The organism is Delftia sp. NA_296.1, assembly GCF_052692095.1.
On the sequence record NZ_JBQZGF010000005.1, the window covers coordinates 33,101 to 54,032 of the forward strand.

18 protein-coding genes are annotated in these 20,932 nt (G+C 67.6%); 15 read left to right on the plus strand and 3 right to left on the minus strand.

Translation table 11 applies throughout. The features are described from left to right. Positions 1-127: 127 nt before the first annotated feature. From ACUTR7_RS13895 to ACUTR7_RS13905, 3 genes are all read right to left on the minus strand, one after another. Positions 128-1,450 carry a sigma-70 family RNA polymerase sigma factor gene (locus tag ACUTR7_RS13895; protein ID WP_445609042.1) on the minus strand — a complete coding sequence of 441 codons (1,323 nt, stop codon included), beginning with the start codon at positions 1,448-1,450 and terminating at the stop codon, positions 128-130. A 95-nt stretch (positions 1,451-1,545) separates the two neighbouring features. Beyond that, the gene (locus ACUTR7_RS13900; RefSeq protein WP_012203381.1) at positions 1,546-2,289 is read right to left on the minus strand and encodes a pseudouridine synthase; all 744 of its coding nucleotides are present in this window, start codon (positions 2,287-2,289) and stop codon (positions 1,546-1,548) included. Positions 2,290-2,342: 53 nt separating this feature from the next. After that, complete coding sequence (locus ACUTR7_RS13905) at positions 2,343-4,013, minus strand: MBL fold metallo-hydrolase (protein ID WP_445609043.1); 1,671 nt, start codon at positions 4,011-4,013, stop codon at positions 2,343-2,345. A gap of 115 nt (positions 4,014-4,128) precedes the next feature. On the opposite strand from ACUTR7_RS13905, the gene dapF reads away from it, so the two are divergent. From dapF to mraY, 15 genes are all read left to right on the plus strand, one after another. Continuing rightward, a complete protein-coding gene (dapF, locus tag ACUTR7_RS13910; RefSeq protein WP_012203383.1) occupies positions 4,129-4,989 on the plus strand; it encodes a diaminopimelate epimerase in 861 nt (286 codons plus the stop codon). Next, positions 4,986-5,699, plus strand: coding sequence for a DUF484 family protein (locus tag ACUTR7_RS13915; RefSeq protein ID WP_012203384.1), 714 nt, complete (start codon positions 4,986-4,988; stop codon positions 5,697-5,699). The genes dapF and ACUTR7_RS13915 overlap by 4 nt, the downstream gene beginning before the upstream one ends. A gap of 14 nt (positions 5,700-5,713) precedes the next feature. Next, a complete protein-coding gene (locus ACUTR7_RS13920; protein ID WP_445609044.1) occupies positions 5,714-6,805 on the plus strand; it encodes a tyrosine recombinase XerC in 1,092 nt (363 codons plus the stop codon). A 134-nt stretch (positions 6,806-6,939) separates the two neighbouring features. After that, entirely contained in the window at positions 6,940-8,055 is a 1,116-nt protein-coding gene (locus ACUTR7_RS13925) for a CobW family GTP-binding protein (RefSeq protein ID WP_013804115.1), read from the plus strand. A 531-nt stretch (positions 8,056-8,586) separates the two neighbouring features. Then, positions 8,587-9,081: an RNA polymerase-binding protein DksA gene (gene dksA / locus ACUTR7_RS13930; RefSeq protein ID WP_012203387.1), complete on the plus strand. Its 495-nt coding sequence runs from the start codon at positions 8,587-8,589 to the stop codon at positions 9,079-9,081. A gap of 45 nt (positions 9,082-9,126) precedes the next feature. Then, positions 9,127-10,908: an STAS domain-containing protein gene (locus ACUTR7_RS13935; protein WP_445609045.1), complete on the plus strand. Its 1,782-nt coding sequence runs from the start codon at positions 9,127-9,129 to the stop codon at positions 10,906-10,908. A 124-nt stretch (positions 10,909-11,032) separates the two neighbouring features. Further along, on the plus strand, positions 11,033-11,578 hold the full coding sequence (gene hslV / locus ACUTR7_RS13940) for an ATP-dependent protease subunit HslV (RefSeq protein ID WP_012203389.1): 546 nt from the start codon (positions 11,033-11,035) through the stop codon (positions 11,576-11,578). 117 nt (positions 11,579-11,695) lie between these two features. After that, on the plus strand, positions 11,696-13,015 hold the full coding sequence (gene hslU, locus ACUTR7_RS13945) for an ATP-dependent protease ATPase subunit HslU (protein ID WP_445609046.1): 1,320 nt from the start codon (positions 11,696-11,698) through the stop codon (positions 13,013-13,015). 368 nt (positions 13,016-13,383) lie between these two features. Then, positions 13,384-13,812 carry a division/cell wall cluster transcriptional repressor MraZ gene (gene mraZ, locus ACUTR7_RS13950; protein ID WP_012203391.1) on the plus strand — a complete coding sequence of 143 codons (429 nt, stop codon included), beginning with the start codon at positions 13,384-13,386 and terminating at the stop codon, positions 13,810-13,812. 15 nt (positions 13,813-13,827) lie between these two features. Then, positions 13,828-14,757: a 16S rRNA (cytosine(1402)-N(4))-methyltransferase RsmH gene (gene rsmH / locus ACUTR7_RS13955; protein WP_012203392.1), complete on the plus strand. Its 930-nt coding sequence runs from the start codon at positions 13,828-13,830 to the stop codon at positions 14,755-14,757. A 37-nt stretch (positions 14,758-14,794) separates the two neighbouring features. Next, positions 14,795-15,079, plus strand: coding sequence for a cell division protein FtsL (gene ftsL, locus ACUTR7_RS13960; RefSeq protein WP_012203393.1), 285 nt, complete (start codon positions 14,795-14,797; stop codon positions 15,077-15,079). Beyond that, on the plus strand, positions 15,076-16,824 hold the full coding sequence (locus ACUTR7_RS13965) for a peptidoglycan D,D-transpeptidase FtsI family protein (protein WP_013804112.1): 1,749 nt from the start codon (positions 15,076-15,078) through the stop codon (positions 16,822-16,824). Before ftsL ends, ACUTR7_RS13965 begins: the two co-directional genes overlap by 4 nt. Then, on the plus strand, positions 16,821-18,350 hold the full coding sequence (locus tag ACUTR7_RS13970; protein WP_310637243.1) for a UDP-N-acetylmuramoyl-L-alanyl-D-glutamate--2,6-diaminopimelate ligase: 1,530 nt from the start codon (positions 16,821-16,823) through the stop codon (positions 18,348-18,350). Before ACUTR7_RS13965 ends, ACUTR7_RS13970 begins: the two co-directional genes overlap by 4 nt. After that, positions 18,347-19,762, plus strand: coding sequence for a UDP-N-acetylmuramoyl-tripeptide--D-alanyl-D-alanine ligase (locus ACUTR7_RS13975; RefSeq protein ID WP_445609047.1), 1,416 nt, complete (start codon positions 18,347-18,349; stop codon positions 19,760-19,762). The genes ACUTR7_RS13970 and ACUTR7_RS13975 overlap by 4 nt, the downstream gene beginning before the upstream one ends. Then, positions 19,753-20,931: a phospho-N-acetylmuramoyl-pentapeptide-transferase gene (mraY, locus tag ACUTR7_RS13980; RefSeq protein WP_012203397.1), complete on the plus strand. Its 1,179-nt coding sequence runs from the start codon at positions 19,753-19,755 to the stop codon at positions 20,929-20,931. Before ACUTR7_RS13975 ends, mraY begins: the two co-directional genes overlap by 10 nt. Position 20,932 lies beyond the last annotated feature (1 nt).

Here is a 20,932-nt window from a genome sequence, read left to right on the forward strand (position 1 = left end):
TCCGGGCTGCGAATGCGTCGCGTTCCCGGGTCCTCATGCCTATACGAACGGGCGCAGACATTCCCTCACGCCTGGTGCGCATGTGCCGTGCATTCCGGGGCCATGGGCGCATCAGCGCATCAGCGCATCAGCTGCGGCGGCGGATGACCAGGGTGCGCCCGGTTCCCGGGCCCTGTTCCTTTTCCTGCACCTCTTCCTGCACGCTGACCGGCAGGGTGCGCGGGAGCATGCGCAGCCAGCCCTGGGCCGCCGCAATGCGCACGCGCCCGAGCACGGGCAGGGCGGCGGCGTCGGGCTCCACGCGCAGTGGCTGCAGGCTGTAGCGCTCCAGGCGCCGGGCGACCTCGGCCAGCGGCGTGTTCTGGAAGTCCAGCCAGCCTTCGCGCCAGGCGGCCACAGCCGCAACCGTTTGCACGGCGGCCGTCTGGCCAGGCGCCAGGCGCAGCAGCTGGCCTGCACCCAGTTCATGCCGGGCGCCGCTGCCGTCGCGCACCTGCACGCGGCCCGCATCGACGGCGACCAGCACCGCATCGTCCTCCAGCGCCACCTCGAAGCGCGTGCCCAGCACGGTGACCTGTACGTCCGCCGCCTGGACCATGAAGGGCCGTTCCGTGTCGCGCGCCACGGCGAAGAAGGCGCTGCCGGCCAGCAGCCGCACCTGGCGGCGCGTGGCGTAGAAGTCCACCTCGGCACGGCTGGCGGCGTCCAGCGTCAAGCTGCTGCCGTCGGGCAGGGGCTGATTCAGCAGGCGGCCGGTGGCCGTGGCCAGCCGCACCTGGTACTGCGGCATCCACTGGCGCCAGGCCAGCCACATCGCCGGGCTGCCGACACCCAGGCCCGCCATCCCCAGCAGGGTGGACAGGGCGCGGCGGCGGCCCGTGCGTGGTGCGGGTGCGGCGGTGTCTCCGCGCCAGCGGCGCAGCGAGGCTTCCACGCTGTCCATGGCGCGCATGACCTCGCGTTCCACGGTTTTGACCGAGACGCCGTGGCGCTCGGCCAGCTCTGCATGCGAGGCGCCCTCGATGCGGTCGGCCAGGAAGATGTCGCGGCAGCGCGCGGGCAACTGCGCCAGGGCGCCTTCGACCCCGGCCAGGGCCTGGCGGTAGGAATGGGTGTCGGCCACATCGGGGCTGAGGGGGGAGGGCGGCTCGCCTTCCCTCGCGCTGGTGTCAAAGCGCTCGGCCGTGCGCTGGCCATGGCGCAGGTGGTCGATGGCGATGTTCTCCATCACCGCGTAGAGATAGGCACGGCTGGCGCCTGGCGGACTGTCCGGCGCGGCGGGCGCATCGCTTTCGCCGCGCTGGCGTTCGGCCAGGCGTATCCAGGCGTCATGCACCAGGTCACGCGCGGCCTGCGGGCCGGCGCGGCGCGCCACGAAGCGCACCAGCTCGTGGTAGCTGTCCTGGAAGGTGCTCAGCAGGGAAGAAGAGGAAGAGGCGGGCGCAGGCATGCGGGAGGCCCGAAGGCAGCACGGGAATCCCGCATTCTATGAAATGATTCTCATTTGCCGAATGTGCTGCCCGCCGCGCACCCGGCAATGCCGGCCTAGAACCGCTCCCAGGGCATCAGGTAGCGCCACTGGCCTTCGGGCACCTTGGCCAGAGAGAGGCGGCCAATGCGCAGGCGGCGCAGGCTGACCACGCGAAGGCCCACTTCGGTGCACATGGCGTCGATCTCGTCGGGGGCGATGCCCTTGAGCGCAAAGCGCAGATGGTTCTCGTTCTGCCAGCTCACGCGGCAGGGCGGCAGCTGGCGCTTGCCGATCGGCAGGCCGGCCTTCATCAGCTCCAGGCCGTCCTCGTGGATCTGGCCCTCGACGCCGACGATGCATTCCTGCTCCAGCCACATGCCTTCCTCGCCCAGCTTGCGCGCCACGCGCTTGTCCTGGGTGTAGACGATGAGGCCGCTGGCCGGCAGCGGCAGGGGCAAAAAGGACTCGAGGTTCTTGAAGTGCTGGGCCAGCACCAGCAGCGGCATGGGCGTGTCCACCTGGGCCATGCTGGCTTCGCCCAGCAGGGAGTGGGCGCTGCGCACCCGGCCATAGGGCCGGCCCTGGGTGTAGCCCGCAGGCTTGTTCATCAGCAGGGTGACGGGCGGCACGGCCTCGGGCTGGGCGCCGCTGCGCAGCGTGACCTGCTGCTCGGGGCGCACGCGCGTCTCGGGCAGTTGCACGACCTTGCCGTCCACCTGGACGTTGCCGGCGGTGATATGCAGTTCGGCCTCGCGGCGCGAGCATTGTTCCTGTTCGGCCAGGCGCTTGGCCAGGCGAACGCTTTCAGATTCAGACATGCGCGCAGCTTAACCAGATACCAGGCCCCGCGCGCGTCGTCGGTCATTGCCGGTCATTGCCGCCCGCACAGCGCACGGATGCGCTCCACATGCGCCAGCAGCGAGCGCTCGGCAATCGGCCACAGCTGGGGCGGGGCGTCGTCATAGGCCAGCCGCACCCAGTCCTGCACGCTGCCGTCGGGCTGTTTTTGCATGGCGGCCAGCACCTTGGCCTCGCGCGCCAGCCGGTGGGCCTTGAGTTTGGCGATCGCCTGGCGCGCAAAGCCCAGCACATAGCCATGGGCCGGCAGGATGAAGCGCGCATCGTGCGCGGCGCACAGCGCGTCGAGCCTGTCCAGCGAATCGATGTAGTCGCGCATGTTGCCGTCAGGCGGATCGATGATGGTGGTGCTGCCATTGAGGATGTGGTCGCCGCTGAACAGCAGGGCGTCTTCCTCCAGCACAAAGCACACATGGTTGGCCGCATGGCCGGGCGTGAACACGGCCTGCAGGGTGTGGGTGGTGCCGCCTTGCGCATCCTGCAGCACGATGCGCTGGCCGTCGGTCAGTGCGTAGTCGGGCGTGAAGCGGCTGGCCGGCCGGGCCGTGGGCGCCGAGGGCAGGCCGCCAATGGCGGGCCTGGGCCTGCCGGCCTGCACGGCCAGCGCCTGCAGCAGCGCGGCGCCCGGCGAGTGGTCGGCATGGGAATGCGTGCACAGGATGTGGCGTATGTCGCCGCCCGCCGCATCGAACAGGCGCTGCACATGGGCGGCGTCGGCCGGGCCGGGGTCGATGGCTGCGTAGCCCGTGGCGGCATCGCCCACCAGATAGCTGTTGGTGCCGGGGCCGGTCATCACGCCGGGGTTGGGTGCCGTCAGGCGCAGCAGGTTCTTGCGCAGTGGCACGGCGCGCTCGCTCTGCCAGTCCAGCGTGTGCAGGATCTGGCCGTCCGGGCAGACCATTTCCAGCTCGCCGAAGGGGGCCTCGTCCTCCATGTGGCGGGCTTCCTTGCCATTGAGAAAGCCGGTGCGCGGGCAGCACTGCCACAGCGGCTGCTCTCCTTGCAGGGCGGCGAACACGGCATCGGTGCCCGGGAAGCGGCTGAGCCGGTCCAGCGTGCGGATGGTGGGGAAGATCATGGGGAAGCTGCCCGCGCGGTGGCGCTCCAGCGCTTCCTGCGGGCGCACCCAGATGGGCTCGAACTGTTCCGACCCGTCGGCGTCGGGTTCCTGATCCTCGGGCATGCGCGCCACGAAGAAGGGCACATCGAAGCGCCGGGGCTGGTCGCGGTCGGCCGTCCAGTGGGCCAGGTACCACAGCGCATCCACGGCCAGGTGCAGGCCGCGTGCCTGGCACTGGGGCACCAGCGGCGCCTTGCGGTCCAGCGTGGCCAGTTCGGCGGCAGATACCGGCCGGCCCTGGGCGTCGTGGGCCAGCAAAATGCCCAGTTCCTCGAAGGTCTCGCGCAGCCCGGCGATGGCCTGGGTGATGCGCAGTCCGTCGCCGGCCTGGGCGGGGCGGGTGCTGGCGCGGGCATGGGCGGCCTCGGCCGCGTCCTGGGCCTCGATGCCGCCGCCCGGGAAGACATAGGCGCTGGGCACGAAGCTGGCCTTGGGCGAGCGCCGAGTCATCAGCACCTCCAGCCCCTGGCCATCGGCGCGGTCGCGCAGCAGCAGGACGGTGGAGGCCTTGAGCGTGTCTACGGGCTGGCGCTGGGGGTGCAGGAGCTGGCTGGGGCGGGTCATGGGGGCATTATGCGGATTGGCCCGCCCGCCGCTGTTGCGCAAGAGACGCAAGTACTGCTGCGGGGCATGGCCCCGGATTGCGCCATGAGGCTGCCGTGCAGGGGATAATCGCCGGATGCAGATCCGCTTTACCAAGATGCAGGGCGCTGGCAACGATTTCGTGGTCCTCGACGAAACCGCCGGCCCGCTGGGCCTGAGCGCAGCCCAGTACCGCTTCCTCGCCCATCGCCAATTCGGCGTGGGCGCCGACCAGATCCTCACGGTGCGGCCATCGCCCGCCGAAGGCATCGATTTCGAATATGTGATCCACAACGCCGACGGCGGCGAGGTCGAGCAGTGCGGCAACGGCGCGCGCTGCTTTGCACGCTATGTGCACGACAAGGGCCTGACCGGCAAGTCCGTCATCCGCGTGCAGACGCTGGCCGGCCTCATTGCCCCCGAGCTGCATGCCGATGGCCGCGTCACCGTGGACATGGGCCAGCCCGTGCTGGAGCCCTCCCTGGTGCCCTTCAATGGTGCAGACCTTGTGCCCCGCCCGCTGGGTGCGGCGCAGCAATGGCCCCTGCAGCTGGGCGACGAGGCCACGGTCTGGATCGCCCCCGTTTCCATGGGCAACCCGCATGCGGTGCAACTGGTGGACGATGTGGACCACGCCCCCGTGGCCACCTGGGGCCCGCTGATCGAGCGCCATGTGCGCTTTCCCCAGCGCGTCAATGCGGGATTCATGCAGATCGTCGATCGCGGCCAGATCCGGCTGCGTGTTTACGAGCGCGGTGCCGGCGAGACGCTGGCCTGCGGCACGGGCGCCTGCGCGGCCGTGGTGGCCGGCATTCGCTGGGGGCTGCTCGACGCGCGCGTCGATGTGCACACCCGCGGCGGCCGGCTGACCATCGAGTGGGACGGCGGCGCAGTGCGCATGACCGGCCCCGCAGAGTTTGTTTTTGAAGGACAGATCGAGGTTCCCGACCAGCCATGAACAGCACTACCGATATCGCCGTCACCGAAGAGACGATTGCCGACTACCTGCTGAACCATCCGGAATTCTTCGAGCGCCACGCCGAGATGCTCGCGCGTGTGCAGCTGGTCAGCAGCCACAGCCCGCGCACCGTCAGCCTGCAGGAACGCCAGGCCGAGATGCTGCGCGAGAAGATCAAGGGCCTGGAGCACCGCATCATGGACATGATGCGCCACAGCAGCGAGAACGCCTCCATCGGCGACAAGCTGCATGCCTGGAGCTGCGCACTGGCCAAGGTCCAGGACCTGCGCGAGCTGCCCCACGCGCTCACGGCCAGCCTGCAGCATGTCTTCGAGGTGCCCCAGGTGGCCCTGCGCCTGTGGAACGTCTCCGGCGCCCAGACCAGCAGCATCTACACCATGGGCGTCAGCGAGGACGCCAAGTCCTTTGCGGCGTCGCTGACCATGCCGTTTTGCGGCCCCAACATGGGCTTCGAGCCCGGCGGCTGGCTGGTCGATCCCGATGCAGCCCAGTCCCTGGCCCTGCTCACGCTGCATGACGGCGACAGCATCAACCCGGCCAATGCCTTCGGCATGCTGGTGCTGGGGTCTCCCGATCCGCTGCGCTTCGAGGCCACCATGGGCACGGAATTCCTCTCGCGCATCTCGGCCCTGGCCAGCGCGGCCCTGTCGCGCATGCGGCCCGTGCCGCTGACCCTGGCGCGCGGCTGACCGGCTGAAAGCCCATGCCGGGAGCATCGGACAGGGACGGGCTCCCGGAAGGCGACCTTCCGGCAGAGGATCTGGCGGCACAGAACCTGGCGATGCTCCCCGCCGCCGTCCATGCCTATCTGGAGCATGTGCGCGTGCAAAAGCGCCTGGCCGACCGCACCTGCGCACTCTATGCGCTGGACATGGCCCGGCTTTGCACCATGGCCCGCGACGCCGGCCAGGAGCTGCTGGCGCTGCAGCCCGCCCATATCCGCCGCTTCGTGGCCCAGATGCATTCCCGGGGCCGCAGTCCGCGCGGCATTGCGCTCATCCTGTCTGGCTGGCGCAGCTTCTTCCGCTGGGCGGCCCAGCAATCGCTGGTGCCCTTCAATCCCGTCGAGGGCGTGCGCGGTCCCAAGGCCCCCAAACCCCTGCCCAAGGCATTGGGCGTGGATGACGCGGTGCAGCTGGCCGCCTTCAGCAACGCCAACGCCGACCCCTGGATCGAGTCACGTGACGCCGCCATCACCGAACTGCTCTACAGCTGCGGCCTGCGCGTGGGCGAGCTGGTGGGCCTGGACGTGGCGCCCGGCCAGAACACGCAACGCCAGGGCCGTGGCTGGATAGATTTGCAGGCCGCCGATGCCCATGTGCAGGGCAAGGGCGGCAAGCGACGCACCGTGCCCGTGGGAGCGGCCGCGCTGCAGGCGCTGCAGCGCTGGCTGGCCTTGCGGGAGACGGGCCTGGCTGGCGCGGCCGCGCAGGCTGCGCATCACGAACCCGCACTTTTCATCGGCCGGCGCGGCGAACGCCTGGGCGCGCAGTCGGTCTGGGCGCGGCTGCGCCAGCGCGGCCAGCAGGCCGGGCTGTCGGCCGGTGTCCATCCCCATGTGCTGCGGCATTCGTTTGCCAGCCACATGCTGCAGTCCAGCGGCGACCTGCGCGCCGTGCAGGAATTGCTGGGCCACGCCAGCATCTCGACCACGCAGATCTACACGCGCCTGGATTTCCAGCATCTGGCCCAGGCCTACGAGAGCGCCCATCCGCGCGCGCGGCGCCAGAGTGGGAACGGCAGCGACAGTGGCGATGGCAATGGCGATAGCGATGAAAAGGGCGGCCTCCGATAAAAAAGGCCAAGCCCTCTGGCAAAACGGCACTTGACAGGCTCGCTAAACTTATTCGGAACGTCTTTTCGACAAGGCCCGTCCGTGGTGGACGGGCCTTGCCGCTTCCCTTTGCTGAATTTTCTGAAAGCAATCCCATGGCACTGATTCCCGTCACCATCCTCACCGGCTTCCTGGGCTCGGGCAAGACCACGCTGCTCAAGCGCGTGCTCAGCGAGTCCCACGGCATGAAGATCGCCGTGATCGAGAACGAGTTCGGCGAAGAGAACATCGACACCGACATCCTCAGGACGGAGTCCAAGGAGCAGATCCTGCAGATGAGCAACGGCTGCATCTGCTGCACCATCCGCGAAGACCTGCGCGAAACCCTGCAGCTGCTGGCCGCCAAGCGCCGCAAGGGCCTGGTGGAGTTCGACCGCATCGTGATCGAGACCACGGGCCTGGCCGATCCCGGCCCCGTCGCCCAGACCTTCTTCATGGACGACGAGATCGCCGAGACCTATCTGATCGATTCCATCCTCACCCTGGTCGATGCCAAGCACGCCAACCAGCAGCTGGATGATCGCCAGGAGGCGCGCCGCCAGGTCGGCTTTGCCGACCAGCTGTTCCTGTCCAAGACCGACCTGGTCAGCGAGGACGAGAAGAACGCGCTCATCCACCGCCTCAAGCACATGAACCCGCGCGCGCCCATCCGCGCCGTGCATTTCGGCGAAGTGCCCCTGAACGAAGTCTTCGACCTGCGCGGCTTCAACCTCAATGCCAAGCTGGACATCGATCCCGACTTCCTCAAGGAAGACGATCACGACCACGGACATGACCATGGCCACAAGCATGAGCATGACGAGCACTGCGGCCACGACCATGGCCATGAGCACGACGAGAACTGCGGGCACGACCACGCCCATGACCACGAGCACGGCGAGCACTGCAAGCATCCGCACCACCATCACCACGATGACGACGTCAAGAGCTTCGTCTACCGTGCCGACCGGGCCTTTGACCCTGCCCGCCTGGAGGACTTCCTGGGCGCCATCGTCAACATCTACGGCCCGCGCATGCTGCGCTACAAGGGCGTGCTGAACATGCAGGGCACGGAGCGCAAGGTCATTTTCCAGGGCGTGCACCAGCTCATGGGCAGCGACCTGGGACCGCAGTGGGCCGAGGGCGAAAAGCGCCAGAGCAAGATGGTCTTCATTGGCATCGACCTGCCCCAGGACATCTTCCTGCAGGGCCTGGAGCAGTGCCTGGTCTGAGTTTTTTGTGAACCTTTGTGGGCAATCGGATGGCTTTTTGCTGACATCTGAATGACACAGGGGCCGCCCGCATGCGTGGGCGGCCCCTTTGCATTCCTGTGGGGTATGTGCAACGGCTTGCGCTCCTGTAGAGCATCGATACAATCGCGCCCCTGAAGAGAGCCCCCAAGCCCAATGGACTGCCCCGCAGGGGTCGCCCATACCGTGAGGAGACAGCAAGTGAGCGCCGAATCCAGCAAGAAGCCGTCAGTGGCCGCACCGGCCCCGGCTGCAAGCCAGAAGGCCGCGGTCCGCACTGCGGTCGGCGTTGCCGACCTGGTGTCCCTTGCTGACCGCAAAAGGGCTCTTTGCACGCACGGCCGCCGCACGGCCTGGATTGCCGCACCCCGCCGCACGGGGAAGCCGGCAGGTTCCGCAACTGCGGCGATCGGCTGTCCTACACGGCATTCGACCCGGGCGCCCCGATTGACAGTACCATCCATGGCCCCGTCCGAAGCCCTCGGCGCGGACTAAGTTAGCGAAACCAACACTATGCCTACCACTACGCAAACGCCTTCGTCGGGATCGACGAAACGAGACCCCAAGCTGGCCAATGCCTGGAAGACCAAGTCGGTGGAAGAACTGACGGATGCCGAAGTGCTGGCCATGTCGGATGACGAATACATGAATGAGAAGCAGATGGCGTTCTTCCGCCTCAAGCTGCTCACTCTCAAGCACGACATGCACACCAACGCGGGTGAGACGGCAGAAAACCTGCGCGAGGACACCGTGGTGGTTCCCGATCCGGCCGACCGCGCCACCATCGAGGAAGAGCATGCGCTGGAACTGCGCACGCGCGACCGCGAACGCAAGCTGCTCAAGAAGATCGAGCAATCCATTGCACGCATCGACGCAGGCGACTACGGCTACTGCGACGAGACCGGCGAGCCCATCGGCGTGGGCCGCCTGCTGGCCCGCCCCACGGCCACGCTGTCGCTGGAAGCCCAGCAGCGCCGTGAGCTCAAGCAGAAGATGTATGGGGATTGAGTTGCAGCAACGGCCTGCAGGCCGTCGGTGCTAATCTGACTCGCCATGGCAAAAGAAGAGAGCAGCAAATCGGGGGGGTTGTTGTCCAAGGTGGTGCGCTTTGTGCGCCACCCTACGGTCAATTGGTCCGACCTCGACGGCCTGGACGGGGAGCAGGAAAGCCAGTACAGCAAGCAGGCGCTCAAGGAAATGATCGAGCGCAAGCGCCGCAACGATTTCGTGCGCAAGCGCGAGTTCGACCAGCTGCGCCGCCTGCGCCAGGCCGAGCTGCAACAGGCCTCCAGGCCGGGCAGCGCACCGGTCGGTGTGCCCGGCCCCGCCGCGCAGGGCTCGCAATTTCTCAGCAGCCTGCTGAGCTCCAAATCCTCCGGTGAACGCGCCGTCACGCTCAAGAAGATCGACGAGATCGAGGCCCAGATGTCCCAGCAATGGTGGCGGGGCAAGCAGGCGGCCGATGCAACCACCATTCCCATGGCGCTGCCTGCGGGCGGCAATCCCGCTCCGGCCTCGTTCCGCAAGCAGCCGCCGCCGTCTGGGCAGATTCCCATGCTCAGCGATGTGGTGCCGCCGGCCATTGCCTCGGCCGGCGACGTGGCGGCCTTTGCCACCACCTTGCCCATGAGCCTGGCACCTGCGCCGCAGGTGCCCTCCGTCTCTACGGCTCCCATCATTGACCCCATGCCCATGGCCCGCCCCCTGCGGCCATTGGAGGGGGCGACCGATTTCCTGCCGGCCTTCGCGGCCACCGAGGTCTCTCCGCCGCAGCCCATGGACATGGTGCCGCCCTGCTTCGTGGTGTTCGAGCACGATCCCGACCTGGAAGAGCCGGCCATCCTCTTTGCCAATGGCGATGTGGATGGCGCCGAGCAGGGCATGCTGGAGCTGATCGACCGGCGCGATGTTCCCGCGCAGCTGCCGGTCTGGCTGGCCTTGCTGGACCTGTACCGTGCGGCCGACCGCCCGCTGCAGTTCGACAAGGCGGGCATCGAATTCGCGGCGCGCTTCGGCCGCTCCGCTCCCCAATGGTTTGCGATGCCGCAACAGCGCACCGCCCCCGTGGTGTCCATGCCGGGCGCAGCGGCAGGGCGTGGCTGGCGCTGGAGCGCACCTGCACAGATCACGCCGAGTGCCGTGGCGGCGCTCAAGGCCTCCCAGGCCAAGGCTTCCAGCCCCTGGAGCCTGGACTGGGCTGCAGTGGCCGGCATCGACGATGCGGCGGCCACGCCCCTGGAGGCGCTGCTGCAGCAATGGGCGGGCTCGCAGGGCGTGTTCGTGCTGCTCAATGCGGACCGGCTGCTGGCGCTGCTGGGCACGCTGGCTCCCTCGGGCGATTCCAGCGTGGATACGCTGTGGTGGCGGTTGCGCATGGCGGTGCTGCGTTTGATGAACCGGCAGGATGATTTCGAGCTGGTGGCGCTGGACTACTGCGTCACCTATGAGGTCTCGCCTCCCTCGTGGGTGGACCCGGTCTGCCAGTGCCTGACGCAAGCCATCGAAACCGAGGGCGCGGATGCGCCCCTGCAGGCAGGCATTGCTGCCACGGCGGACGCCGTGCGATTTGCGCTGGCCGGCACCATTGAAGGCGATGCCTCCACCTGGCTGGACCCGGTGCAGGAGGGGGCCAGCCTGGGCGAGCCCGTGTTCATCGACTGCACCCAACTGGTGCGCATGGACTTTGCGGCGGCCGGCTCCGTGCTCAACTGGGCTGCCCACATGCAGTCGCTGGGCCATGTGCTGCAGTTCGGCCAGCTGCACCAGCTGGTGGCGGTGTTCTTCAATGTGATCGGCATCCAGGAGCACGCGCAGGTCACTCCACGGCGGGACTGATCCTGCCGCGCGGCGGCTGCGCCACATCCCTTGCGGCAGGACGGCGCGCCCGCCGCGAAGAGCGCGTGGGCATTCTTTGAGCAGACCCTTGAGAAGGCCGCCTTCGCCCTCATCTGGCACCGCTATGGAACAGTATCACGGCACCACCATCATCAGCGTGCGCCGGCAGACCCCCGAAGGCGTGCAGGTCGCCATCGGTGGCGATGGCCAGGTCACATTGGGCAACATCGTCGTCAAGGGCACGGCACGCAAGGTGCGCAAGCTCTACCACGGCAAGGTGCTTGCCGGCTTTGCCGGCGCCACGGCAGACGCCTTCACGCTGTTCGAGCGCTTCGAGGCCAAGCTGGAAAAGCACCAGGGCCACCTGACGCGCGCAGCCATCGAGCTGACCAAGGACTGGCGCACCGACCGCGTGCTGCGCCGTCTGGAGGCCATGCTGGCCGTGGCCGACGCATCGGCCTCGCTGATCATCACCGGCAACGGCGACGTGCTGGAGCCCGAGCAGGGCATCGTGTCCATCGGCTCGGGCGGCGCCTACGCGCACTCTGCGGCCAAGGCGCTGCTGACCAATACCGAGCTGTCGGCCGAGGAGATCGTGCGCAAGTCGCTGGCCATTGCCGGCGAGCTGTGCATCTACACCAACATGCACCACACGGTCGAGACGCTCTGACACCCGCGCGGCGCCGGCTTGCCCAGCAGGCCGGCGATCGAAACGCACGGCATTGAAACTCACAGTCGCCAGCGGCCAGGCAACGGGGCTGGCGGCGCAATGCATCGAATACACACCATGTCCTCTGCCATGACCCCCCAGGAGATCGTCTCCGAACTGGACCGCCACATCGTCGGCCAGGCTGGCGCCAAGCGCGCCGTGGCCATCGCGCTGCGCAACCGCTGGCGCCGCCAGAACGTGGCCGACGGCCTGCGCCAGGAGATCACGCCCAAGAACATCCTCATGATCGGCCCCACAGGCGTGGGCAAGACCGAGATCGCGCGCCGCCTGGCGCGGCTGGCCGATGCCCCCTTCATCAAGGTCGAGGCCACCAAGTTCACCGAAGTGGGCTACGTGGGCAAGGACGTGGATGCCATCATCCGCGACCTGGCCGAGGTGGCCGTCAAGCAGACGCGCGAGGCCGACATGAAGAAGCTGCGCCTGCGCGCCGAAGACGCGGCCGAGGACCGCATCCTCGACGTGCTCGTGCCCCAGGCCCGCAGCGGCGAGGTGGCCGCCGACAACACGGCACGCCAGATTTTCCGCAAGAAGCTGCGCGAGGGCCAGCTCGACGACAAGGAAATCGAGATCGATGTCGCCGACGCGCCGCCCCAGGTGCAGATCATGGGTCCCCAGGGCATGGAAGAGATGGCCGAGCAGCTGCGCGGCATGTTCAGCCACATGGGCCAGGAAAAGCGCAAGACGCGCAAGCTGCGCATTGCCGAGGCCATGAAGCTGCTGACCGACGAGGAAGCGGCAAAACTGGTCAACGAGGAAGACGTGCGCACCCGCGCCATCGCCAATGCCGAGCAGAACGGCATCGTCTTCATCGACGAGATCGACAAGGTGGCCACGCGCCAGGAAACCAGCGGCTCCGACATCTCGCGCCAGGGCGTGCAGCGCGACCTGCTGCCCCTGGTCGAAGGCACCAGCGTCTCCACCAAGTACGGCGTGGTCAAGACCGACCACATCCTGTTCATCGCCTCGGGCGCCTTCCACCTGTCCAAGCCCAGCGACCTCATCCCCGAGCTGCAGGGGCGCTTCCCGATCCGCGTGGAGCTGGACTCGCTGTCGGTCCAGGACTTCGAGGCCATCCTCACCCAGACCCATGCCTCCCTGGTCAAGCAGTACCAGGCGCTGCTGGCCACCGAAGGCGTCACGCTGGAATTCACGCCCGAAGGCATCACCCGGCTCGCCGGCATCGCCTTCGATGTCAACGAGCGCACCGAGAACATTGGCGCCCGCCGCCTGTCCACCGTGCTCGAGCGCCTGCTGGACGAGGTCAGCTTCGACGCGGCCAATCTGTCGGGCCAGACCATCTCCATCGACGCGGCCTACGTGGACCAGCGTCTGCAGTCCCTGAGCCAGGACGAAGACCTCTCGCGCTTCATCCTCTGAAATGGGCCGGCTGCCGCGCAGCCGCCACCGAAGTGACTGCCCGCATTGCCGGGCAGTCACTTTTTGTAGGAGGGTTGCCCGAGTTGCAACCGGTCGCCAGCGAATTGAATCGTTGCAATTGCGTGCAGGCTTTGAGAGATCACTTGCAGTCAGTCCTCTAAGTACTTGTAAAGCCAGGGATTTTTGTCACCACTCACATTGCATTCGGCTTCTAAGTTGTTGATTTCATTGCAAATAATTGTCCATTCCCGGGTTGTGAAACACCAAATTGCTGCTACAGTGCAAAAAAGTGCAATTAAGTGGTGAAAGTTGCCTTTGTGCCCCGATTTCCGGGACGCGATGGCTCCAACCGACCGGGGTGACTGACCGTGTTTCAAGGGGCGTCCTCGCTGAATCTCGATGGAAAGGGGCGGCTGTCTGTGCCGACCCGGCATCGTGACGCCCTTGTGGCCATGGCCCAGGGCCAGGTCACCCTCACCAAACATCCCCACGGTTGCCTGATGCTGTTCCCGCGCACGGAGTGGCTGCAGTTTCGCGAGCGGATCGCGCAGCTGCCCATGTCGGCGCAGTGGTGGAAGCGCATCTTCCTGGGTAACGCCATGGACGTGGACATGGATGCCACCGGCCGCGTGCTGGTGTCGCCCGAGCTGCGTGAAGCCGTGGGTCTGACCAAGGAGGTCGTGCTGCTGGGCATGGGCAACCATTTCGAGCTGTGGGACAAGGCCACTTATGAGGCACATGAAGCGAAGGCCATGCAGGAAGAAATGCCTGCGGCCTTCCAGGATTTTGCTTTCTAGGAAAGAGGCGTTTTCTTGAATCAGCCGTTGCAACACATCACCGTTTTGCTCGACGAGGCCGTCGATGCGCTGCTGGACGGCGCCGCACAGCCCGTTGCCGGGCAATGGGTGGACGCGACCTTCGGGCGAGGCGGGCATTCCCGGCGCATCCTGCAGCGGCTGGGGCCGGATGGGGCCTTGCTGGCGTTCGACAAGGACCCGGACGCGATCGAAGAGGCAGCGCGCATCACCGATGCGCGTTTTTCGATTCGGCACGAAGGGTTTCGCCACCTCAGCGAGCTGCCGGCCGGCAGCGTGCAGGGCGTGCTGATGGACCTGGGCGTGAGCTCTCCCCAGATCGACAACCCCGAGCGTGGCTTCAGCTTCCGCTTCGAGGGTCCGCTGGACATGCGCATGGACACCACGCGCGGCCAGAGCGTGGCGGACTGGCTGGCGGAAGCCGATGCCCAGCAGATTGCGGAGGTGATACGTGACTACGGCGAAGAACGGTTTGCTGGCCCCATTGCAAAGGCGATTGTTGCTCGGCGCGAAAGCCAGGGGCCCCTTCGCAACACCGCGGAGCTTGCCGAGCTCGTGGCTGGCGCGGTCCGGACCCGCGAGGCTGGGCAGAACCCAGCGACACGCACATTCCAGGCTCTTCGGATTTTCATCAATGCCGAGCTTGAAGAGCTCGAACAGGCGCTAGAGGCCAGCCTGCGCGTGCTGGCGCCGGGCGGACGCCTGGTGGTGATCAGCTTCCACTCGCTGGAGGACCGCATCGTCAAGCAGTTCATCGCCAAGCACTCCAAGGAAGTCTATGACCGGCGCGCACCCTTTGCCGTGCCCACACCCATGCGCCTTGAAGCGCTGGGCCGCATCAAGCCCAGCGAGGCCGAGGTCGCCGCCAATGCGCGCTCGCGCTCGGCCGTGATGCGCGTGGCTCGCCGCACCGGGGTGCCTGCATGAAGCGCATTCACCGTCTGGCGCAAGAGGAGGGCGTGGCATGCTGCGCCTGAACCTCGTGCTGCTGCTGGCGGTGATGGCCAGCGCCATCTTCCTGGTGCACAACCAGTACGAATCGCGCCGCCTGTTCACCGAACTGGACCGCGCCGTGGCCGAGTCGCGCCGCCTGGCCACCGAGCAGCAGCGCCTGCAGGTGGAAAAGCGCGCCCAGGCCACGCCACAGCGCATCGAGGTCATGGCGCGCGAGCGCCTGCAGATGAAGCCGGCCACGCCGGCCATCGCCCAGTACGTCAATGACGATGCGCGCACCGGAGTGGCTCCATGACGCGCAGCGTGCTCTACACCTCCAGCCCCTTGCTGGCGTCCAAGACACCCCTGTGGCGCAGCAAGATGATCGTGGCCATGCTGGGCCTGGGCTTTGTCGGCCTGGGTGCACGCGCGGCCTATGTGCAGGTGTTCGGCAACGACTTCTTCCAGCGCCAGGGCCAGGTGCGCTTCGCGCGCACGCTGGAGCTGCCGGCCAACCGCGGCCGCCTGCTGGACCGCAATGGACTGATCCTGGCCTCCAGCGTGCCGGCCGCCAGCATCTGGGCCATTCCCGAAGATGTCGAGCAGGACGACCCCGAGGTCAAGGCCAAGCTCAAGCAGCTGGCCGCGCTCATGGAGATGCCGCTGCCAGCGCTGATGGAAAAGCTGGCCGACGAGGACAAGACCTTCGTCTGGATCAAGCGCCAGCTCGACTGGGACGTTGGTCAGCAGATCCATGCCCTCAACATCAAGGGCATCTACCAGCGCAAGGAATACAAGCGCCAGTACCCGGAAGGCGAATCGGCCGCCCACATCGTGGGCTTCACGAATGTGGAAGACCATGGCCAGGAAGGCATGGAGCTGGCCTTCGACAAGGAGCTGGGCGGCAAGCCCGGCTCGCGCCGCGTGATCAAGGACCGCCTGGGCCGCGTGGTCGAGGGCGTGGGCGAGGAAGTGCCCCCTCAGGACGGCCGCGACATCCAGCTGTCCGTGGACAGCAAGGTCCAGTACTTCGCCTACCAGAAGCTCAAGGAGCAGGTCATCGCGCACAAGGCCAAGGCGGGCAGCGTGGTGGTCATGGATGCGCACACCGGCGAATTGCTGGCCCTGGCCAACTACCCCAGCTACGTGCCCGACAAGCGCAAGAACCTGACGGGCGAGCAGCTGCGCAACCGCGCCATCACCGACACCTTCGAGCCCGGCTCGACCATGAAGCCCATCACCATCGGCCTGGCGCTGGAGTCGGGCCGCTTCAAGCCGGAAACGCCCATCGACACCACGCCGGGCCGCGTCAACGTCACGGGCTCGACGATTTCCGACACCCACAACTACGGCTTGCTCACCGTGGCCGGCGTGATCCAGAAGTCCAGCAACGTGGGCACGACCAAGATCGCGCTGCAGATGCCGGCCAAGGAAATGTGGGAAACCTTCTCGGCCGTGGGCTTCGGCCAGAAGCCGCAGATCTCCTTCCCCGGCGCCGCCAGCGGTCGCCTGCGTCCCTACAAGACCTGGAGGCCGGTGGAGCAGGCCACCATGGGCTATGGCTACGGCCTGTCCGCCAGCCTGCTGCAGATGACGCGCAGCTACACCGTCTTTGCCAACGGCGGGCGCGTGATCCCGGCCACCATGGTCAAGACCGACGAGCCGCCCGTGGGCGTGCCCGTGTTCTCTCCGCGCACGGCCAACGAGGTGCGCAAGATGCTGGCCCTGGCGGCCGGCCCCGGCGGCACGGGCCAGCGCGCCCAGACCATCGGCTACTCGGTGGGCGGCAAGTCGGGCACGGCCCGCAAGCAGCAGGGCAAGGGCTATGCCGCCGGCAAGTACCGCGCCTGGTTCACGGGCATGGCGCCCATCGAGAACCCGCGCATCATCGTCGCCGTGATGGTGGACGAGCCCAGTGCCGGCACCATCTACGGCGGCACCGTGGCGGCACCCGTGTTCAGCGAAGTGGTGCAGCAGACGCTGCGCCTGATGGGCGTGCAGCCCGATATGGAAGTCAAGCCCTTGATCGTCGCCAACCCCGTGGAGGAGCCATCGCTATGAGTTCCTCCCAAGCCCTGCGGGTGCTGTCCACGGCCACCGAGGCTGTCCAATGGCTGGCCGCCCGCCTGCAAGGCAGCGGCACGCTGCAGACCGACAGCCGCAAGGTCCGGCCCGGCGACGCCTTCATCGCCTGGCCCGGCGCGGCCACCGATGGCCGCGCCCATGTGGCCTCAGCCCTGGAGCGCGGTGCCATGGCCTGCCTGGTCGAAGCGCAGGGTGTCGAAGCCTTCGGTTTTTGCGGCGAGCACATCGCGGCGCTGCCCGGCCTCAAGGCCGCCACGGGCCTGATCGCCGACCAGTGGTTCCAGCATCCCAGCGCCCAGATCGACGTGCTGGCCGTGACCGGCACCAATGGCAAGACCACCACCGCCTGGTGGCTGGCGCACGCGCTGGCCCAGGTGAAGCTGCAGGAACGCAGCGGCTGCGCCCTGGTGGGCACGCTGGGCGTGGGCATTCCGCCCGCCATGGAATCCACGGGCATGACCACACCCGATCCGGTGCGGCTGCAGCGCGCGTTCCGCGAGTACGCCGATGCGGGCCTGGCGGCCTGCGCCATCGAGGCCTCGTCCATCGGCATCGTCGAGCACCGGCTGGACGGCACGCGCATCCGCGTGGCGCTGTTCACCAATTTCACGCAGGACCACCTCGACTACCACGGCAGCATGCAGGCCTACTGGGATGCCAAGGCCGCGCTGTTCGACTGGCCCGGCCTGCAGGCCGCCGTCGTCAATGTGGACGACGCGCATGGCGCACGCCTGTGGGCCACGCTGCAGTCGCGCAAGCAGCCTGCCGCGCTCGATGTCTGGAGCATTTCCATCGAAGGCGCGGCGCGCCTGCAGGCCAAGGACATTGCGCTGGGTGCCGAGGGCCTGAGCTTCACCGTGATCGAGGCCGGCCACAGCCTGCGCATGCACACGCGCATGGTGGGCCAGTACAACGTATCCAACCTGCTGGGCGTGCTGGCCGCGCTGCGCTGCCTGGGCCTGACCCTGGACCAGGCCGTTGCGGCCTGCGCCCACCTGGAGCCCGTGCCCGGCCGCATGCAGCAGATCGTCCAGCCCGGCCAGCCGCTGGTGGCCGTGGACTACGCCCACACGCCCGATGCGCTGGACAAGGCCCTGCGCGCCCTGCGCCCGGCCGCCGAGCAGCGCCGTGGCCGGCTGTGGTGCGTGTTCGGCTGCGGCGGCGACCGCGATGCCACCAAGCGGCCGCTCATGGGGCAGGCCGCCCAGAAGAATGCCGACTGTGTGCTGGTCACCAGCGACAACCCGCGCAGCGAAGTGCCCGACCGCATCATCGACCAGATCCTGGCCGGCATGCAGCCGGGCGAGAACCTGCAGTCCCAGGCCGATCGCGCAGCGGCCATCGCTCAGGCGATTGCGCACGCCAGCGAACGCGACGTGGTGCTGATCGCCGGCAAGGGACATGAGGACTACCAGGAGACGGCGGGCCAGCGCCATCCGTTCTCCGACATGGCCGAGGCGCACAAGGCGCTGGCGGCCCGCGAAGGAAAGAAGCGGTCATGATGACCTTGCAACAAGCGCTGGAGCTGATCCAGTCGCATATCCCCCAGGCACGGCTGGTCGGCAACGGCCAGGCCGTGCTCACGCGCGTGCACACCGACACCCGCACGCTGCAGGCCGGGGATCTGTTCGTCGCCTTGAAGGGCGAGCGTTTCGATGCCAACCAGTTCCTGGTCCAGGCCCGCGAGGCCGGTGCTGCCGCAGCCCTGGCCCATGGCGGCCTGGAGGCCGCAGGCCTGTCCGGCATCGAGGTGCCTGACTCGCTGGCCGCCCTGGGTGCGCTGGCCACGGCCTGGCGCGCGCGCTTTGCGCTGCCGCTGATTGCCGTCACCGGCAGCAACGGCAAGACCACGGTCACGCAGATGGTGGCCACCATCCTGCGCGCCCACGCGGGCGAGGAGGCCCTGGCCACGCGCGGCAACTTCAACAACTCCATCGGCCTGCCGCTGAGCCTGATGCGCATGACCGCCCAGCACCGCGTGGCCGTGCTGGAGATGGGCATGAACCATCCCGGCGAGATTGCCGAGCTGGCCGCCATCGGCCAGCCCACCGTTGCCCTGGTCAACAACGCGCAGCGCGAGCACCAGGAATTCATGCACACGGTCGAGGCCGTGGCGCGCGAGAACGGCAGCGTGCTGCTGTCCCTGCCCGCCGACGGCGTGGCCGTGTTCCCGGCCGGCGACACCTACACGCCGCTGTGGCGCGAGCTGGCCGCTGCGCGCCAGTGCCTGCTGTTCGGCGAGTCTGCCGATGGCGCCCAGGTCCATGCGCGCGATGCGCTGTGGCTGGGCGATGCCTGGCAGTTCACGCTGGTCACTCCCGAGGGCGAGGCCCCGGTGCGCCTGCACATTGCCGGCCGCCACAACGTGCGCAATGCGCTGGCCGCTGCGGCCTGCGCCCAGGCAGCCGGTGTGCCGCTGGCCGACATTGCACGCGGCCTGAGCGTGTTCGAGCCCGTGCAGGGCCGTTCGCGCGCACTGGGCGTTTCGGTGCAGGGCCGCACGGTCACCGTGATCGACGACAGCTACAACGCCAATCCCGACTCGGTGGCCGCAGCCATCGAGGTGCTGCGCGAACTGCCCGCTCCCCAGCTGCTGGTGCTGGGCGACATGGGCGAGGTCGGCGACCAGGGACCGCAATTCCATGCCGAGGCTGGCGCGCTGGCGCGCAGCCTGGGCATTGCCCGGCTGTTCACGCTGGGCGCGCAAAGCACATCCGCCGCCACCGCATTCGGTGCAGGTGCGCGGCATTTCGAAGACATGGCCTCGCTGCAGCAGGCAGCCTGTGCCGCGCTGCCCGAGGTGGGCAGCCTTCTGGTCAAGGGTTCGAGGTTCATGAAGATGGAGCAGGTGGTTCAGGCGGTCGAGGCGGCCGGCAAGGATGACGGTTGCAAGAAGGAGGCCGCATGCTGCTGATGCTGTCCCAATGGCTGCAGGGCCTGTCCCCCGAGTTCGGCTTTCTGCGCGTCTTCCAGTACCTCACGATGCGCGCCGTGATGGCCGCGCTCACGGCCCTGGTCATCGGACTGCTGGCCGGGCCGCGTCTGATCCGCATGCTGACCTCGCTCAAGATCGGCCAGCCCGTGCGCGGCTACGGCATGGAGACCCATCTGGCCAAAAGCGGCACGCCCACCATGGGCGGGGCGCTGATCCTGCTGTCCATTGCCGTTTCCACGCTGCTGTGGTTCGACCTGTCCAACCGCTTCGTCTGGATCGTGCTGCTGGTCACGCTGGGCTTTGGCACCATCGGCTGGGTGGACGACTGGCGCAAGGTGGTCAACAAGGACCCCGAAGGCATGCGCTCGGGCGAGAAGTATTTCTGGCAGTCCGTCATCGGCCTGCTGGCCGCGCTGTACCTGGTGTTCTGCATTTCCGAGAACTCCAATGCCCAGGTCTTCGAGCTGTTCGTCACCTGGGTGCAGTCCGGCTTTGCGCTGGACCTGCCGCCCAAGGCGGGCCTGCTCGTGCCTTTCTTCAAGGAAGTCAGCTACCCGCTGGGCGTGCTGGGCTTCGTGATCATGACCTACCTGGTCATCGTGGGCGCCAGCAATGCCGTGAACCTGACCGACGGGCTGGACGGCCTGGCGATCATGCCCGTGATCATGGTGGGCTCGGCCCTGGGCATCTTCGCCTACGTCACCGGCAATGCCGGCTACGCCAAGTACCTGCTGTTCCCGCACATCCCGGGTTCGGGCGAGCTGCTGGTGTACTGCGCGGCCATGGCCGGCGCGGGCCTGGCCTTCCTCTGGTTCAACGCCCACCCGGCCCAGGTGTTCATGGGCGACGTGGGTGCGCTGGCGCTGGGCGCCTCGCTGGGCACCATTGCCGTCATCGTGCGCCAGGAAATCGTGCTGGCCATCATGGGCGGCATCTTCGTGGTGGAGGCGCTGTCGGTGATGCTGCAGGTCACCTGGTTCAAGTTCACCAAGAAGCGCTATGGCCAGGGCCGCCGCCTGCTCAAGATGGCGCCGCTGCACCACCACTTCGAAAAGAGTGGCTGGAAGGAGACCCAGGTCGTGATCCGCTTCTGGATCATCACCATGCTGCTGTGCCTGCTGGGCCTGTCCACGCTGAAGCTGAGGTGAG